The 16,216-nt window shown below is 38.6% G+C and carries 17 protein-coding genes; 2 read left to right on the top strand and 15 right to left on the bottom strand.

Annotation, left to right across the window (positions count from 1 at the left end; translation table 11 throughout):
• Positions 1–41: 41 nt before the first annotated feature.
• The 15 genes from purH to rpmH form a co-directional block, all read right to left on the bottom strand.
• Positions 42–1,574: a bifunctional phosphoribosylaminoimidazolecarboxamide formyltransferase/IMP cyclohydrolase gene (gene purH, locus CVS84_RS02600; protein WP_107691286.1), complete on the bottom strand. Its 1,533-nt coding sequence runs from the start codon at positions 1,572–1,574 to the stop codon at positions 42–44.
• Positions 1,575–1,597: 23 nt separating this feature from the next.
• Complete coding sequence (locus CVS84_RS02595; RefSeq protein ID WP_103582647.1) at positions 1,598–2,200, bottom strand: hypothetical protein; 603 nt, start codon at positions 2,198–2,200, stop codon at positions 1,598–1,600.
• Positions 2,201–2,230: 30 nt separating this feature from the next.
• Complete coding sequence (locus CVS84_RS02590) at positions 2,231–2,797, bottom strand: hypothetical protein (RefSeq protein ID WP_107691041.1); 567 nt, start codon at positions 2,795–2,797, stop codon at positions 2,231–2,233.
• On the bottom strand, positions 2,798–3,532 hold the full coding sequence (locus CVS84_RS02585; RefSeq protein WP_107691040.1) for a TerB family tellurite resistance protein: 735 nt from the start codon (positions 3,530–3,532) through the stop codon (positions 2,798–2,800).
• A 1-nt stretch (position 3,533) separates the two neighbouring features.
• On the bottom strand, positions 3,534–4,595 hold the full coding sequence (locus tag CVS84_RS02580) for an SDH family Clp fold serine proteinase (protein WP_103649386.1): 1,062 nt from the start codon (positions 4,593–4,595) through the stop codon (positions 3,534–3,536).
• A gap of 3 nt (positions 4,596–4,598) precedes the next feature.
• Positions 4,599–6,788, bottom strand: a complete 2,190-nt coding sequence (gene purL, locus CVS84_RS02575; protein ID WP_107691039.1) for a phosphoribosylformylglycinamidine synthase subunit PurL — start codon at positions 6,786–6,788, stop codon at positions 4,599–4,601.
• A gap of 342 nt (positions 6,789–7,130) precedes the next feature.
• Complete coding sequence (locus tag CVS84_RS02570; RefSeq protein ID WP_107691038.1) at positions 7,131–7,892, bottom strand: hypothetical protein; 762 nt, start codon at positions 7,890–7,892, stop codon at positions 7,131–7,133.
• Entirely contained in the window at positions 7,889–8,644 is a 756-nt protein-coding gene (locus tag CVS84_RS02565) for a hypothetical protein (RefSeq protein ID WP_107691285.1), read from the bottom strand. Before CVS84_RS02565 ends, CVS84_RS02570 begins: the two co-directional genes overlap by 4 nt.
• Positions 8,645–8,676: 32 nt before the next feature.
• Positions 8,677–9,414 (bottom strand): hypothetical protein, encoded by a 738-nt coding sequence (locus tag CVS84_RS02560; protein ID WP_107691037.1) that lies wholly within the window; start codon positions 9,412–9,414, stop codon positions 8,677–8,679.
• A gap of 29 nt (positions 9,415–9,443) precedes the next feature.
• Entirely contained in the window at positions 9,444–10,769 is a 1,326-nt protein-coding gene (gene mnmE, locus CVS84_RS02555; protein ID WP_107691036.1) for a tRNA uridine-5-carboxymethylaminomethyl(34) synthesis GTPase MnmE, read from the bottom strand.
• A complete protein-coding gene (locus CVS84_RS02550) occupies positions 10,766–11,827 on the bottom strand; it encodes a Jag N-terminal domain-containing protein (RefSeq protein ID WP_107691035.1) in 1,062 nt (353 codons plus the stop codon). Before CVS84_RS02550 ends, mnmE begins: the two co-directional genes overlap by 4 nt.
• Positions 11,827–13,380, bottom strand: a complete 1,554-nt coding sequence (yidC, locus tag CVS84_RS02545; protein WP_107691034.1) for a membrane protein insertase YidC — start codon at positions 13,378–13,380, stop codon at positions 11,827–11,829. The genes CVS84_RS02550 and yidC overlap by 1 nt, the downstream gene beginning before the upstream one ends.
• A 1-nt stretch (position 13,381) precedes the next feature.
• A complete protein-coding gene (gene yidD / locus CVS84_RS02540) occupies positions 13,382–13,723 on the bottom strand; it encodes a membrane protein insertion efficiency factor YidD (RefSeq protein ID WP_107691033.1) in 342 nt (113 codons plus the stop codon).
• Positions 13,720–14,055, bottom strand: coding sequence for a ribonuclease P protein component (gene rnpA, locus CVS84_RS02535; protein ID WP_107691032.1), 336 nt, complete (start codon positions 14,053–14,055; stop codon positions 13,720–13,722). The genes yidD and rnpA overlap by 4 nt, the downstream gene beginning before the upstream one ends.
• Positions 14,043–14,177, bottom strand: a complete 135-nt coding sequence (rpmH, locus tag CVS84_RS02530) for a 50S ribosomal protein L34 (RefSeq protein WP_002940373.1) — start codon at positions 14,175–14,177, stop codon at positions 14,043–14,045. Before rpmH ends, rnpA begins: the two co-directional genes overlap by 13 nt.
• 122 nt (positions 14,178–14,299) lie before the next feature.
• Between rpmH and CVS84_RS02525 the strand changes: the two genes are divergently transcribed.
• Both CVS84_RS02525 and CVS84_RS02520 read left to right on the top strand, forming a co-directional pair.
• Positions 14,300–14,953, top strand: coding sequence for a uracil-DNA glycosylase family protein (locus CVS84_RS02525; protein ID WP_107691031.1), 654 nt, complete (start codon positions 14,300–14,302; stop codon positions 14,951–14,953).
• Positions 14,950–16,200, top strand: a complete 1,251-nt coding sequence (locus tag CVS84_RS02520; RefSeq protein WP_107691030.1) for a hypothetical protein — start codon at positions 14,950–14,952, stop codon at positions 16,198–16,200. Before CVS84_RS02525 ends, CVS84_RS02520 begins: the two co-directional genes overlap by 4 nt.
• Positions 16,201–16,216: the final 16 nt, after the last annotated feature.

The raw sequence follows: 16,216 nt of genomic DNA, 5'->3' as shown, positions 1-16,216 counted from the left end.
AAGTTATAAAGTGTGAAGAAAGGGGCAAGCGCCCCTAAATTTTAGTGTAAAAAGTGTCTAACGCCAGTAAAGTATAGCGACATGCCATGCTCATCAGCAGCCTCTATCACCTCATCATCTCTGATGCTACCGCCTGGCTCGATGACGCATTTTACGCCCACTTTGCTGGCGATATCGATACTATCTCTAAACGGAAAGAATGCCTCACTTGCAAGTACGCAGCCACTTAGATCGATCTTTAGCTCTTTTGCCTTTGCCACGGCCGCACGAGCAGCATCAACGCGGCTTGTCATACCCATGCCAATAGCTACCATTGCGCCATCTTTTACATAAACTACACAGTTGCTCTTCGTTAGCGCAGCCACTTTCCACGCGATCTGAGCATCTTTTAGCTCGCCACCAGTTGCAAATTTCTTACTCATTTGCTTCATATTTTCAAGCTCTTCGTCTTTTACATAGTCTCTTTCTTGAAATACAAATCCACCATCAACGTGCTTAAAGTCAAATTTATCATTTGAGCGAACTAAAAATTTATTGTCTTGAGTGAAAATTTTGATGCGTTTTTTACTCTCAAATACTTTAAGAGCTGCATCATCGACATTTGCAGCGATTATTACCTCAACGTAAATTTCATTTATCTTTTTTGCTAGCTTCTCATCAAGTGTGCCATTTATTGCAACCACACCGCCGTAAGCTGAGATCGGATCGCACTTAAGCGCAGCCTCGTAGCTCTCAAGCAAGGTATCTTTTACTGCAAAGCCGCAAGGGTTAGCGTGCTTGATGATAGCCACTGCTGGAGCATCATCAAAGCTAGTTGCAAGCATCAATGCTCCGTTTATATCGGTCATGTTATTAAAGCTAGCCTCGCCTTTTAGGGCTCTAAAGTTGTTTGTAAAGAAATAATCAAACTCATAAAGCGCGCCTTTTTGATGTGGATTTTCGCCGTATCTGGTGTTAAAAACCTTACTTCCCACGATAAATCTAGCATCGCCAAAACCGCCGTTAAATCTATCATTCATATAGTTTGCGATCATGCTATCATAAGCTGCTGTGTGCTCGTAAGCCTTTATCATCAGCGATCTTCTAAACTCGTAACCATCGCTTTTTTCTTTTAAGCGCTTTAAAATTTCATCATAATCAAGCACACTTGTAACTATAAGTACGTCTTTAAAGTTTTTAGCAGCACTTCTTACCATAGCTGGGCCGCCGATGTCGATATTTTCGATGATCTCAGCAAAGTCATCAGTCCTGATGGTAGTCTCTTTAAATGGATATAAATTTACGCAAACTAGGTCAATGCCCTCGATGCCATACTCTTTTGCCTGAGCCACATGTGTAGCATCGTCGCGCTTATGTAAAATACCGCCATGTATTTTTGGATGAAGAGTCTTTACCCTGCCCTCAAACATCTCAGGTGACGCCGTAAATTCGCTAACTTCAGTCGCTTTGACACCCTCAGTCTTTAAAAGTTTATAGGTGCCGCCAGTTGAAAGTATCTGCCAGCCAAGCTCTTCTAGCCCCTTTGCAAACTCTACAATGCCCTCTTTATCGCTAACGCTAAGCAATGCTCTCATTTTTTCTCCTTTATTAAATTTTATCATCTACACTCTTTACTCAAAATATCTCTTATAAATTTTAGCTTATGAGAACCATATAGCTTGATTATCTCTCCACTAATCACTTTTGATTTTTCCTCGCCACCATTAGCATCCAAGAAACTTCTACTAACATACAATTCATTAATTTTTTGCATTTTGGACTCTTTTTTGTCTAACGTGCCCTCAAAAGTGTATGAAAAAAGTATATCTTCTTTGTTATAAACACTTGCGAATCCACTAATATCTAAATTCTCTCCTGCCATATAAGCGTAACAAATGCTATCACCACTACCCTTTGTTGTGATAGCAGCAAATTCCGATTCTCGCTGAAACAGATATATAGTTGCCGACTTCACGCCTTTTGTTTTATAAATATTGAAATTTACATAGGATTTGCCACTATCATCTCTAAGTAACACCTGTGTTTCCCGTGAGATATCAGTGTAGTCTCCGAGTAATTTTCCATCTTCATATAATTTACCTTTGTCGTCAAAACTATATTCGACAACCTTGTCTTGCGTCTTAAAATACATAGGTTCTGGAGGAGCAAAACACCCGCTTAATCCTATCGCTATAATAACTGCTAGCAAAATTTCTCTCATTTTTTCTCCTTTAGATTGATTAAATTTATTTTATTTCTCTGCCAAACACATCGCTTTTTCAAGCACAAGTAACCCCATAGCTGTATCTTTTTTAATATTTTGTTCTGTTATGCTTTCAAGTTTTTTTAAATTTTCATCGCTTGATTTTATGACAAAATGGCTATTTTTATTTAAATTTTCTAACTTGCCATCAACGATATCAACACTAAAAGCATATCTTGAAATTTGTCTGCCATTAAAGTAGCTAGAATTTAGCACGCTTAAATTTATCGCTTCACCTTTGCTAAAAGCCTCACATATCGGCGCTTTTGAGCTAAATTTGACGACCTTTATGCCGCCTTCATCTGAAAATATATACTCTTTAAATTCATTTAAATTTTTAGTCTTTACGGCCTTAAAACTACCCTCCATGCCACTATAGCTGGCGAGAATAATACTAACACTACTTGTTTTGTTGTAGTCGCCTATTTTTTTACCATTTTCAAAAAGTGCGTTATTTTTTAGTTCAAATTTGATCTCATTGCCATTAAGATCGGTCACGCTTAGCTCTTTACAAAAGGCAACCGCCGCCAAAAGCAAAATAGCAATTTTCTTCATCTAAACTCCAAATTTCTCTTTTAATCGTCCATAAGCCTCGTTTATCTCCTGAAGCTTTTTAGTTGAGCGCTCTATCACCTCTTTACTCTCGCCCCTACCCATTAAAATGTCGGGATGATACTGCCTTACAAGCTCTTTATAGCGAGCTTTTACCTCTTCAAGACTTGCATTTTTACTAAGTCCTAAAACCTCAAATGCATCTTTTTCTTGGACCATTTCATCGGGATTTGCCTCAAATCTTGAACCATAAAAGCTATCAAATTTATAGATTATCTCATCAAGCGTCTCTTTGTCGATGCCAAATCCATAAGCGATATTTCTTATAACATCTTGCTCGCTTTTGTTAAATTCTCCATCAATATAGGCTAAATTTAGAAAAAATGTGAGTCTAGCGACACATGTATCGTAGTTTAGATTAAACGCACGCTTATAGTTTCTAGCAGTTTCATAGGCGTTATCTACATTCTCTTTTTGACTATTATAGACATCTTTTAGATACTCACGCACACCGCTAACGCCACTAACTTTTTTACTTAGATCATCAAGTACCTGACTAATAAGCCTAGCTTCTAACTCGCCTACTCTGCCGTCACTTTTAGCCACTTTTGCCAAGAGTGAGACTAAAAATTTAGCCTCATTTACGTTTGCTTGTTTTCTGCGGTTATTGCTTAACTGTACCTTTAGCAGCAAAAATATAGCACCGCCTAGTATCAATAAAAATAAGATACCAGACATGTTACCACAAGTGATAGATAGTATTTTTTATTTTGCCATTTACTAGCTCGTTTTTACGCCAAGAGCTCTCGTCGTTCATCACATTCCAGCGACGCTCTTCAGGGCGGTAGAACCAGTCTTTATCTATCTGATAATAAATTTGCTTGCCATTTGTTTCAATGATATTTGCGATATTGTTATCGTGGTAGCTATTTTCATCATAGTCAGTAAAAGCTCGCTGACCCATCTCAGAGTAAAGTAGCGTTAGCTCCTGAAGCATTTCATTTAGATCATCATCCATCTTTTTTACATGAAGGCCGATCTCGTGCGCCTCTCTAAAGAGGATTGGATATTCATGAGCTGGGTAGTCGCCATTTAGCCTTTCAGAAATTTCTGCGATCTTTTTATCGTCCTCGATGTGATACCTAAGAAGCTCGGTGCAAATCTTAAGCGATAGCGAGCTAGCACGATCAACCGCACCAAATACTAGCGGATGGATATACTCATAAAGTGAGTTATAAGGGTTTGTATCATTTGGCCTATCTTTATCTTGCTCTTTCCAAAGCTTGACCACACGACTAAGTTCATCCATCGAAACGCTCACAAGCTCATTACCTTTGTTTGTCGGGCTAAGCTCGTGTTTGAGCGAGGTATCAACAGGCGTTAGATAGGCAAGTGGCCCCATGACGATCTCATTTGCACCAAGTGCCATCATGGTAGCAGCCGAGGCGCAGTTTGCAGGTATTAAGGCTATTAAATTTTTGCAGTAATTTCTAAGTGTAGTAATGATCCTAAGAGCGGCAATACCACTTCCGCCGTCACTTTTTATAAAAAGATAAGCAGTATCTATCTTTTTACCCTTTAAAATTTCATACATAGCACTCGCATCGTTGCCACAAACGCTACCAGCATTTGAATTATAGTAAGTTATCAAAGTAGCATTTAGTCTTTTTTCGATCGATTTTATTAAATTTTGTGTCTTACTAAAAAGCACTGGCGGCTTTGCTACGCCTCGCTTTTCAACTTGCTCTGTTTCCTTTTGCTCATTTTCAGCCTCAGCGACCTTGCTCTTTTTTAAAGCCATTTTTTAATCCTCTTTTCTAACGATTTTTGCAAACTCATTTAGATAAATTTCTCTTATCTCATCCACACTCTCATCGATATCATTTAGTTTAAATCTTCTGCCACCACTAACGCCGATCTTTTCAAATTTCACACCAAATTTAGCCGCAAGCGCTTCAAATTTAGCCTCATCTTTCACGCCCACAACCGCTCTTGAAAAGCTCTCGTCAAAGATAAAATTTGGCTCTTTAAATTTCACTTCACAATTTACGCCGATGTTTGAGATGCTAGCCATTTTTGCTAGCGTGATAGCAAGACCGCCCACACCCACGCTATTTGCAAACTCTAAAATTTGCTCTTTATTTGCTTCGATTATTAGATCCCAAAGAGCTCGCTCAGCTTTATAATCAATCTCTTTTAGCTTTCCGCCGACCACATCAAATAGCGCCTTTGCGTAAAGCGAAGCTGCAAATTCTCCACTTGTCTCGCCAAGAAGGTAAATCGCCCTGCCCTCGCTTAAAAATGTGCTTTTTAGGTTTAAATTTGCATCTTCATTTACTCCAACCGTGACGATGGCTGGCGTTGGATAGACGCTAACGCCGTCAGTGTCGTTATAAAGGCTCACGTTGCCACTAACGACTGGTGTATTTAGCTCACGGCAAGCCTCTTTTATGCCTTCACATCCTTCTTTAAACTGCCACATTACCTCTGGATTTTGTGGGTTGCCGTAGTTTAGGCAGTCGGTGATCGCAAGTGGTACAGCACCACTCATCGCTACCTTTCTGCCAGCTGCAGCGACCGCTCTTGCAGCGCCAATTTTAGGATCAACAAAATTTGCTCTAGGATCGCACTGCGCAGCCATAGAGACAGCCTTTTTAGTACCTTTTACTCTGATACTTGCAGCGCCTAAGTGCCCAGGCTGCTTTATAGTATTTGTCTGGATATTTGCGTCATATTGATCATAGATAAAGCTTTTATTTAGTACTTCTGGCTCTTTTAAAAGCTTAAAAAATGCGGTTTTGTTATCAACATTATTTGGAATTTCTAAATTTGCTATCTCATCAAGGTATTTTGGACGTGCAACTGGGCGATCAAGCACCGGAGCTGCCTCACTAAGTGGGCCGATAGGGATTTCGCCTGCTAGCTCACCATGCCAGTAAAGCTGCATCACGCCGCTACTTGTGACCTCGCCGATGATCTCAGCGTCAAGATCCCACTTTCTAAAAATTTCAAGCACTTTTTGCTCAAAGCCTTTTTTGGCGCATATTAGCATGCGCTCTTGAGACTCGCTTAGCATTAGCTCATAAGGCGTCATGCCAGTTTCTCGCATTGGCACGCGGTCTAGATACATCTTCATGCCGCTACCGCTTCTGCCAGCCATCTCAAAGCTAGAGCTAGTTAGTCCTGCTGCGCCCATATCTTGGATGCCGATGATATAGTCTTTTTTAAAGAGCTCCAAGCACGCTTCCATGAGTAGCTTCTCGGCAAATGGATCGCCTACTTGCACAGTTGGACGAAGCGATTTATTCTCATCATTAAAGCTATCACTAGCCATAACAGCGCCACCAAGGCCGTCTCTGCCGGTCTTTGAGCCCACGTAAATGACTGGGTTGCCCACACCTTCAGCCTTACCGTAGAAAATTTCATCACTTTTGCAAAGCCCAAGTGCAAAGGCATTAATTAGGATATTGCCATTAAAGCTAGGATCAAATGTGGTTTCGCCGCCAACTGTTGGAATACCCATGCAGTTGCCGTAGTGTCCAATACCAGCCACGCTTCCTTTTAGTAAATATCTATGCTTTTTGGCTAGTTCGCCATCGCCTCTTATCTCGCCAAAACGAAGTGAGTTCATGTTTGCAACGACTCTTGCACCCATCGTAAAGACATCTCTTAAAATTCCACCAACGCCAGTGGCAGCACCCTGAAATGGCTCGATAAAGCTTGGGTGGTTATGACTCTCCATCTTAAACACAGCTGCGATCCCATCGCCAACGTCGATGACGCCAGCATTTTCGCCAGGTCCTTGGATGACCCAAGGTGCTTTTGTCGGAAAGCCGTTTAGGTATTTTTTACTTGATTTGTAGCTGCAGTGCTCGCTCCACATTGCTGAAAATATGCCAAGCTCTAGTAAATTCGGCTCGCGGCCTAGGATTTTTAAGATCTCTTCATACTCTTCATCGCTGATTTTGTGCGCTTCTACGGTAGTTTTGTCCATTTTTAGCCTTTAAAAAATTTTGGTTGATTTTACTTAAATTCGCATAAAAACTTGATAAACCAAAGGGACGAAAACGAGACAAATTTGACAAATAAAACAAGAGCCTAAATTTCATACGGCAAGCTAAAAATATTCTGTTTGTAGTTATTGATTCGGCTCTAAATTTAACCGAAAATCGGCATTTTTGCAGTGCGGGTCACGGCGAGCGGCTCAAATTTTAGACAAATGCCAAATTTGAAGTAGCTGTGGAAATTAAAATTTAAATATATTAGTAGCCTAAATTTGACGCAAGCAAATTCGATTCTGCGTCAAATTCGGCGGGTGATTACCCGCCACAAACGCCTACTTGTTCGGCATGCTATAGTAGCAAAGTATGTTTAGCAGGATACGCCCTTGCTTTTTGAGGTCTTGCTCGATGACATCTTTTCTAAATTTCGCAGAGGTCGCCTGCTCTTTAGCTTCGGCTAGTTTGCCGCTTGGCAGGTTAAATTTAAAATCCAAATTTTTTATCTCAAAGCCCTTATTGCCGACTATCTTCGCGTCGATCACGGTAGCGAAAAACTCGTCAGATGCGCCCACGTAGTAGTTCATTACGCTTCTGGCGTTTATAGGTTCGCCGCCGAAAAACGCCTCGCAAACGGGAGATTTTTGCGCGCTATAAACCACACTCTCAAGGATCCCGCCGCCAAATTCGTAAAACTTAAATTTCTTTGAGCTTTGCAGCTTTTTTATCTCGTCTTTATCGCTCAAATCTACATTTTTACCGCTATCCAGATCAATCACTATCAGAGTTTTTACGCCGTCGCCGCTTGCATAAACCCAGCCTAGATTTTGGCTCGCCGAGTCGCTCTCGCCCGGCGATTTCACCTCGGCTCTACCCATATAATCGCCGAATTTTTCCTCGGTTTTACCGCCGCTCATCTCGTAGACCGTAGTCTCGGTTATAAATCCGATCTGCTGTATGCTAGCGTCGTTTTCCATATACGTACGCCACGCTCTCTCGCCGCCTATGTCGCTGGTGATGCCAGCACAACCGCTAAATGCTAACGCCGCGACAGCCGCGACAGCCGCGACAGCCGTCTTAAAAATAATCGTGTTTTTCATTTTTGCTCTCTTTTTTTCGTGCCAAAAGCGCAAATTTGGTTAAGCCTCAGCTCATACCCGCGCAACTCATTTTGGATTTTTTCCTCAAATTTAGGCGTTTTTACGGCAACCTCTCGCGGGCCGTCTGGATTTGTAAAATTTTCTATATGAGATTTTAAAAGTGGCGCACCGCTTTTAGAGGAAATGTTTGCCTGCGTTATAACGGCCGTAAAATACCTTTTTTCTAAATTTTGCCCGCCGCCATAGTAGCTAGATGCTGATTTCACGCTCACGTTATCGCCTTTTTGAAACGCCTCGCAAACCGAAATCGGCGCCTCAAAAACCGCTACTTTCGTGAAATTTGAGCTAAATTCGTAAAATTTGATCCGCCGAGCGTCCCGAAGCTCGGTTACACTTGCTTCATCTTTTAGATCAAATTCCGCCTCGGTATCGGCATCTTTTAGCATAAACGCTCTATCGCCGCTTTTATAGACGGCTCCAAGCCTAAAAGGCAGCCTGGCGCCGTCTTTTTTAGTAAGCGCAAAGCCGGTAGCCTCGCCGTCCTCAGGCTGAGTGCGAAAATCACGCGAGAAAAACGCTGTCAAAAAGGCAACCTCTCTAACGACGCCGTCCGTATCCAGATATCTCGTCCAGTCATCCTCCGGAACATCGATATTTGAGACATCTCGCTCCGCTATATTTGCGCTGCTAGCGATGCCAGCGCAACCGCAAAACGCCAATGCCGCAATAGCAGCTAGAAATAAACTTTTCATCTCGCACTCGCGTTTAAATTTGATAAAAACGATCAGTTTTTGGGCGCGGCGCAAACGATGTTTGATAGGATTTGCTCTTGCTTTTTAGCGTCGGCGTCTATGACTTTACTCCTAAATTCCGCAGATCGAGCCCGCGTCTGCATACTAGCTAGCTTACCGTCGCTAACGAAAAATTTAAAATCTAGATTTTTGATCTCGGCGCTTTTGCCTTTTTTCACTCCGATATCCATCACGGTCGCAAAAAACTCGCTATTATCGGCGATTTCTTTATCGTAATAATTAGTCACGGCATGAGCTTTTACCGCCTTATCCGCCGCAAAACTCTCGCACACCGCACCCGAGTCCGCGCTAAAAACTACGCTCTCTAATATGCCGCCGCCAAACTGATAAAATTTGACCTTTTTAGCATTTCTTAGAGTCGCAAGCTCATTTTTATCGCGCATATTTACGTAGCGATAGCCGAATTTTTCCTTGTCGTCAAGCTCAAGTACCGTAAACGAAAGCCCGTTTAGCGCATACATATCGCCCAGTTTCAGCGCCATATCAGCCCTTTTTACGATCGCCATACCGATGACGTCGCCGTCTTTTAGCGCGTAAGTTTTGCTTAAATTTTCCGAGAAAAATGCTATATTGCCGACGCTGCCGTCATTTTCTAGATATTTGATCCAGTCCGGTTCAGGCGATACTACGTTAGCCGTTAGATGATCCTGTGAAGGCATGCAACCGCCCAGCAACGCAGCTAGAGCGGCTATAGATATGATTTTTTTCATTGTTTTCCTTTTCTAGAGAGTAAATTTGATCATTTGCCTAGACAAAAGCTGCTAAACATTTCGTCTAAAATTTCGCTTCTCTCAAACGGCTTCGTAATACTTGCAAGTGCTTTTATCGCACTATTTAGCTCATAAGCAAAAATTTCTAGCTCCTCTTCGCTGAGTCTCAAAAAGGCTCTTTTTAAAGCCTCACTCGCCTCTTTACAGCTTAAAATTTGGCGGTTTGAGCTTAGCATGATCTCGTCGGTATCTTGTGTCTTGAGGTAGCCCTCAAGCTCTTTTAAAACTACGCTCGTATCGGTTTTTGCTGAAATTTTGATAGCGCCATCTAGCTTGGTGTCAAATTTAAAAGATAAATCACTTTTATTTAATATAAAAAAAGCCTTTTTATTTGAGTCTAAAACGAGCTTGATTATCTCTTTATCTTGCTCATCGCTTGGGTTTGAGCCATCAAAAACAGCTAGGATAATATCAGCTTCGTTTATGGCAGAAATCGAGTAGTTTATGCCGATTTGTTCGATCCTTCCAGCATCTTTTCTGATGCCAGCAGTGTCTATTATGCGAACTAAATGCGAACCTATCTTAAAATTTTCTTCTATTCTATCTCTGGTTGTGCCTGCTTCATCACTTACAATCGCTCTCTCGTAGGCCAAAAACGAGTTCAAAATAGAACTTTTACCAACATTTGGCTTGCCAACGATCGCGATCTTAAAGCCATCTATGAGTCCTCTTCTTTGCTCACTAAGAGTGGCTATATGCTCTAACTTCTCGCTATTTCTTAAAAGCATCTCTTTAGTTTGATCTAGCAAATTTGTGGGCAGATCGTCATCAGCATAATCAATCATCGTCTCAACAAAGGCAAGAGTTTTGACCACTTCACCCCTTATCTCTCCTACAAATTTACTAAGATCGCCTTGCATCTGACGAGTTAAAATTTTAGCTGCGATCTCACTTTTTGAAGTGATAAGCCCTTGCATCGCCTCTGCCTTTGCTAGATCCATCTTGCCATTTAAAAATGCTCGCTTGCTAAACTCGCCAGGCATAGCAAGCCTTGCACCAGCTTTAATTAGTTCGTTTAAAATTCTTTCACTAACTACGATACCGCCATGCGTTTGAAACTCGACTATATCTTCGCCAGTAAAGCTAGCTGGGGCTTTAAAATATATAACAATGCCCTCGTCTAAAATTTCATCATCAAGAGAGTAAATTTTTGCTAGTTTCGCGTATCTTGGCTCTAATTTTGAAAGTTTAAGAAGTTTTAAAGAGGTAGTTAAGGCATCCTTGCCACTAAGCCTTACGATAGAAACTGAGCCAATGCCATAGGCTGTGGCAAGGGCCGCAATAGTTTCACTCATTTTTTAAAGAAATCATTTACAACGACAAATTTGCCGTCATTGCCACTTTTTATGCCGACATATTTCTCTGGAAATTTTTCACGAAGCTTTTCAAGTGCGATCTTAACCAAAACCCCATCAAGTGGCTTCGTCTGGGCTCTACCGCTATTTTGCACACGCTCGATCACGCCATTTAGATACTGATCCATCATCGCTTCTTGATTTTGTAAAAATCGTGCGATCTCAAGGCGGATAGCAAGGTTGTATTTTGAGTTTAACCAGTTATAAAGCATGTAAGATATCGCTTTATATCTATAACCTTCTTTACCTATAAGTAGAGCCGCGTCAGCTCCATCAAGCTCTATAAGTACAGTTTCATCGTCAAATTTGCTAACTTCAATTTTACTAATATCAAAACAACTTGCCTTAAAAAGACGGTCCATGCCATCTTTGATCTCAGGTAAAATTTTATCAAAGTCGATTGCTGCTTTTTCTTTTTTTTCTTTTTGTAAAGCTTGAGCTGCACTCTCTTCATCAGTTTGGTTAAAATTTTCAATAATAGAATTATCTAAAATATTTTTAGGAGCATTTTTACCAGCTTGTGACTCCTTTATTTCTTTTGGCTCATCAAGTCTCTTTATCACATATCCTGGTTCGGCCTCTTCTTCACTCTTTTGAGCAAATGCATCTTTAGCTAGAGCTTCATTTTTTTCACTTAAATTTGACTTTTCATTTTTATGCTCTTTTTGCTCAAATTTAGTTTCGCTTTTTTCATCTCTATGTTTTTTAGGGCCTCGCTTTTTATCACTATGATCGTGTTTTTTAGCTTGCTTTTTATCTTCTTTTACGGTCTCATTCTCATCATTTTTTTTAACAAAATTTTTATCATTTTTTGGCTTGTGTTGTGGTTTTGGCTGATTTTCTAAATTTGCTTCAATGATCGCACTTCTTTTAAAAAATCCAAAAAAACCACTGCTTGGATGCTGTAAAACTTTTATATCAAGCTGGGTTACTGAGCAGTTAAGCTTCTCAGCTGCCTTTTGAAATGCCTCTTGAAGGGTATTTGCTTCTATTTTCATTAAGCCTTTACCTCCGCAGCTTTTTTATGTTTTTCAAAAAGTTTATTTACAAATACTTGCTGAACAACCGAGCAAACGTTATTTACAAACCAGTAAAGTGTAAGACCAGCTGGGAATGTCACGAAGAAAAATGTAAATATAAGAGGTAAAAATTTCATCACCTTTTCTTGCATAGGATCAGTAAATGTCGTTGGTGTAAGCTTTTGCTGTAAAAACATCGTAAGACCCATCAAAATAGGTAATACAAAATATGGGTCCATTACCGAAAGATCGTGTATCCAAAGTATCCAAGGAGCGCCTTTTAGCTCGATCGCATTTAGTAAGACGCGGTAGATCGCAAAAAATACCGGGATCTGAAGCAAGATCGGTAAGCAGCCACCCATTGGATTTGCTCCATGCTTTTTATAAAGCTCCATCATATGAACTTGCATTTTTTGCTTATCATCTTTATATTTTGTCTGAAGCTCTTTTACCTTTGGAGCAAGCTCTTTAAGCTTATTCATAGATAGCATACCCTTGTATGTAAGTGGGAATAAAACTATCCTTATAACAAGTGTTAGCACAACTATAGCCCAGCCCCAGTTGCCAATGTAGTTATGCAAGAAATTTAAAAATGCAAACATCGGTTTTGCTATAAATGTAAACCAACCATACTCAATAACATCGTTTAGTCTCTCGTCCATCGAACTTAAAATTTTATGCTCTTTTGGCCCGATATATGCGCCTAATTTTAAATTATCATTTGCCTTTACAAAAAGAATAGGATTATTGTTAGAATCTTTGTCTACGGCTACTTCAAATGGCTTTTCAAATGAGTAAAATAGCGTCGTATAGTATCTATCAGATGCGGCCGCTATTGTGGTATTTGCATAGTTTTTAACCTCTTTGGCGTCACCATCTTCTATAATATTTAGGCTATCATCCGTGTTTCTAAGCATAACGCCATGAACTGTGTAGCTATCTACTGCGATGTTTGGCCTAAAGCCAGGAGTGATGAAATAATCAACATTTTTACTTAAATTTACTTCAACTTCATATCTACCATTTGGGTAAAATTTGATATTTTTTGTAATCGTAACGCCATCTAAATTTTGAGTAAGTTTTATGGTTCTAGGCTCCCTGCTGGCATCTATCTCGCTAGCGTCACTGCTATATGCAACCTTAAAAGCATCGGCATTTAGCGTACTATCGTTAAATCTAAGCTCAAGTGGCAATGGATTTTGCGAAACAAGCTCGATTTTGTTACCATCTTCAGTTTTATACTTCTCTTCAGTTAGATAGAATTTTGAAATTCTTCCTAGCTTATCTATTTTTGCTTCGTAGCTTTGACCTTTGATAGTAGCGATTATCTCATTTGAAGCTAAATTTTCATTTGATTTCGGAGTATTTTGATTTGTATTTGGAGCTTTATTTTGATCTATTGCTTGAGACATTGTAGTTTGGTTTTGCTCAGGCACCACTCTTTTTGGCATAAAAAAATCATACACTATAAAAAAAACAATAGATAAAAGCGCTGCAAGAAGCAACCTTTTTTGCATAGACATCTGTTCCATTTTATTTTTTTTCCTTTAATTTATCTAATACTTTTACGACATAAAATTTACTATTCTGACAAGGGACAAACCAAAAATTTACATTTTTGGTATCACTTTTTTGAGATATAAAACATAAGTTAAATTTTTTGTAGATGATTGGGTAGTTGATACCGCCTTTGAAAAGTTGATTGCATCTTAAAATTCGCATAAATGTTGCAAAAAAAGCAGAAAAAAAACTATTTGTTTGAAATTCCCAAATCGCGTATTGTGAACAAGTCGGATAATAGCGACAGCTTTTTGGTAGAAGTATGGAAATATATTTTTGATAAAAAGCGATAGCTTTAATCGCAATTTTTTTCATTTTAAACATCCCATTTTTTTTGTAGACCAACTTAAATTTTTACAAATTTTTTCAAATGAAATCTCTGTAATTCCATTTTTTGCGATCATAATATATGTGCCATCTTTTAATTCACTAGAAATGTTAAAAAAAGCGGCTCTCAAAAGTCTTTTAGCTCTATTTCTAACTACCGCTTTTCCTACTTTTTTACTAGCAACTACTGCTATTTTTTTTTCATTTGTTGGTTTATAAAAAACAATGCAAGCATCACAATGCCACTTGCTAGCCTCTTTATAAACTTGAGAGAATTCTTTTGAGCCGTTTAACGACTCAAAACCAGCTAAGCAGCCAATCTTTTTCTACCTTTGGCACGTCTAGCATTTATTACTTTTCGGCCATTTTTAGTTTTCATTCTTAAGCGAAAGCCATGAGTGCGTTTTTTAGGGGTTTTATGAGGTTGATAAGTCCTTTTCATTTCTATCCTTAAAGTTAATATAAAAAGTGGGATTTTATCAAAGCAATACTTAAATTCCTTTGAATAACTTAGCTTAAAAAGCCATAACTCAAACTTTAAGCAAATCAAGTTATAATCCAAAAATGAATTTTAATAAAGACAATAGGCTTTTAAAAAAATTATTTTTCTTAAAACTAATTGGCTATAAGTTTATTGATAAAAATTTTCTTAGTCTAAGTAATTATCATGATTACAACAATATTGATGAGCTAAACCGCGAAGTAAAAAAATGTTCTCTTTGCTCTTTGCGAAATAGCTCAAAAGGTGTAACAGCCGGCATCGGCAATGAAAATAGCAAAATCATGTTTATATTATTTTCTAAAAAAAATGATTCTTATGAAAATAACAGTAAAAAATTTTTAGAAAATGCCATAAAAAATAGTTTAAATTTAGATATAAAAGAAATTTATATAAGTTCTCTACTTCGGTGCGAAATTTCACAAAGTGATGATAAAAGTCCGATTTTAAGCCGTTCTATCGAACTTTGTCGTCCTTATTTGTTTGAAGAGATTAGACTGATAAAACCAAAGATAATCGTGACTTTAGGGGAAAAAGCTTTTATGCATTTATATCCAAATTTATTGTTAAAAGGTGGATTTTCAAGCATAAGAGGTAGTATTTTAAAAAATGAAAATAGCCTTATTTTACCAACGTTTTCGCCAGAGTGGATCAGCAAAAATCCTAGTTTTGAAAATATTTTTATAGATGATTTAAGAAAGATCAAAGGAGTGATATGAGAAAAATTTTACTTTTTTTAGCCATTTTTTCGACTATTTTTGCATCACAAGATGAGATAAATTTTGAGAGTAACGTTACAAAAAACCAAAGTCTATCAAGCATACCTCCAGCAAAGATTACTTATATAAATTTAGAACCAGAATTTTGTGATAATACCTGCTTAAATGAGCTTATCAAGGCTGATTTACTGGCTAGTTTTATGGCGAGATTTGAGCCAGCAAAAATAGACGATACCGCTCTTTTAGAGCTTTATATCTCTCTTGGTGGTGAAGCTATTTTAAAAGTTAATAAAAGCGGCAAAATCGCTGTAATCATCCCACAAAAGATTATAAAATCTTATGCAAATGTTGTATCAAATGCGGTCTTAAGCTATGTCTTAAAGCAAGACGCAGATATTGAGATCAAATTTATAAATAGCAACGATGAAAGCCCACAAAGTCTTACAAATGCTATGCAAACGGCTAGAGTCCAAGGCTTTAATTATTTTATCGCAGCCCTTACATCAAATGGTGCAAACATTATAAATTCGCTAGTTCTATCAAATGAGCTTATCTACATTCCAAGTGTTCATAGCTCTTTTATCATAAATCCAAAGCCAAATTTGATCTTTGGTGGCATTGATTATAAAGAGCAAATTTCAGCTTTGCTAGCTTACTCGAATGAAAAGATAGTTGCATTTGATGATGGCAGTTCATTAGGGCAAAAGCTAAATGAATATGTCCGCATGCAAAGTAGTGATTATCACGAGGCCTCTATCGTAGGCAAAGATATAAATTTAAACGACACTTTAAGTAAAAAATCCAAGTTTGATGATGCAAGTATATTTTTAAACATCCCAATCGTCAAAGCTTCTCTTGTAGCAACGCAGATGAGGGGCTTTGAGATAAAACCATACGCACTTTTAAGTACGCAGATAAATTTTTTACCAAATATCTTTAATGCCATCGCACAAAGAGATAGACAAAATCTTTTCATCGCGAACTCACTAAATCCTGTTAACGACTTATTTTTGGGGCTTGGTGATCTTTTTGATGTAGATTTTAGATATTCGCAAATCGGCTATTCAAGTGCTTTTGGTGCCGAGTATATATATACAAATTTTATAGATAAAAGTACTGATAGAATCTTTACCGAAAGGGTTGAAAACTCTCAAGTCTTATATGGAGTTAAAATTTATAACGCAAAAGGCGACCACTTTGACGAAGCAAATCAAGAAATTTTGCTCGATCAAAATAGCTCGATGTAAAAGCACAAAGTGGCTA

The sequence above is a fragment of the Campylobacter concisus genome, from assembly GCF_003048575.1.
Taxonomy (GTDB): domain Bacteria; phylum Campylobacterota; class Campylobacteria; order Campylobacterales; family Campylobacteraceae; genus Campylobacter_A; species Campylobacter_A concisus_U.
Note: the sequence above shows the minus strand (reverse complement) of the source record. Positions and strands in the feature narration are given on the sequence as shown.

Bases quoted from the DNA above. Each gene is read 5' to 3' on its own strand.
- CVS84_RS02570 (WP_107691038.1), bottom strand. From the start codon at position 7,892: ATGAAAAACACGATTATTTTTAAGACGGCTGTCGCGGCTGTCGCGGCT.
- CVS84_RS02585 (WP_107691040.1), bottom strand. From the start codon at position 3,532: ATGTCTGGTATCTTATTTTTATTGATACTAGGCGGTGCTATATTTTTG.
- CVS84_RS02560 (WP_107691037.1), bottom strand. From the start codon at position 9,414: ATGAAAAAAATCATATCTATAGCCGCTCTAGCTGCGTTGCTGGGCGGT.
- CVS84_RS02595 (WP_103582647.1), bottom strand. From the start codon at position 2,200: ATGAGAGAAATTTTGCTAGCAGTTATTATAGCGATAGGATTAAGCGGG.
- CVS84_RS02550 (WP_107691035.1), bottom strand. From the start codon at position 11,827: ATGAAAATAGAAGCAAATACCCTTCAAGAGGCATTTCAAAAGGCAGCT.
- mnmE (WP_107691036.1), bottom strand. From the start codon at position 10,769: ATGAGTGAAACTATTGCGGCCCTTGCCACAGCCTATGGCATTGGCTCA.
- rpmH (WP_002940373.1), bottom strand. From the start codon at position 14,177: ATGAAAAGGACTTATCAACCTCATAAAACCCCTAAAAAACGCACTCAT.
- CVS84_RS02525 (WP_107691031.1), top strand. From the start codon at position 14,300: ATGAATTTTAATAAAGACAATAGGCTTTTAAAAAAATTATTTTTCTTA.
- yidC (WP_107691034.1), bottom strand. From the start codon at position 13,380: ATGGAACAGATGTCTATGCAAAAAAGGTTGCTTCTTGCAGCGCTTTTA.
- CVS84_RS02565 (WP_107691285.1), bottom strand. From the start codon at position 8,644: ATGAAAAGTTTATTTCTAGCTGCTATTGCGGCATTGGCGTTTTGCGGT.
- purH (WP_107691286.1), bottom strand. From the start codon at position 1,574: ATGAGAGCATTGCTTAGCGTTAGCGATAAAGAGGGCATTGTAGAGTTT.
- CVS84_RS02580 (WP_103649386.1), bottom strand. From the start codon at position 4,595: ATGGCTTTAAAAAAGAGCAAGGTCGCTGAGGCTGAAAATGAGCAAAAG.
- CVS84_RS02590 (WP_107691041.1), bottom strand. From the start codon at position 2,797: ATGAAGAAAATTGCTATTTTGCTTTTGGCGGCGGTTGCCTTTTGTAAA.
- purL (WP_107691039.1), bottom strand. From the start codon at position 6,788: ATGGACAAAACTACCGTAGAAGCGCACAAAATCAGCGATGAAGAGTAT.
- CVS84_RS02520 (WP_107691030.1), top strand. From the start codon at position 14,950: ATGAGAAAAATTTTACTTTTTTTAGCCATTTTTTCGACTATTTTTGCA.
- yidD (WP_107691033.1), bottom strand. From the start codon at position 13,723: ATGAAAAAAATTGCGATTAAAGCTATCGCTTTTTATCAAAAATATATT.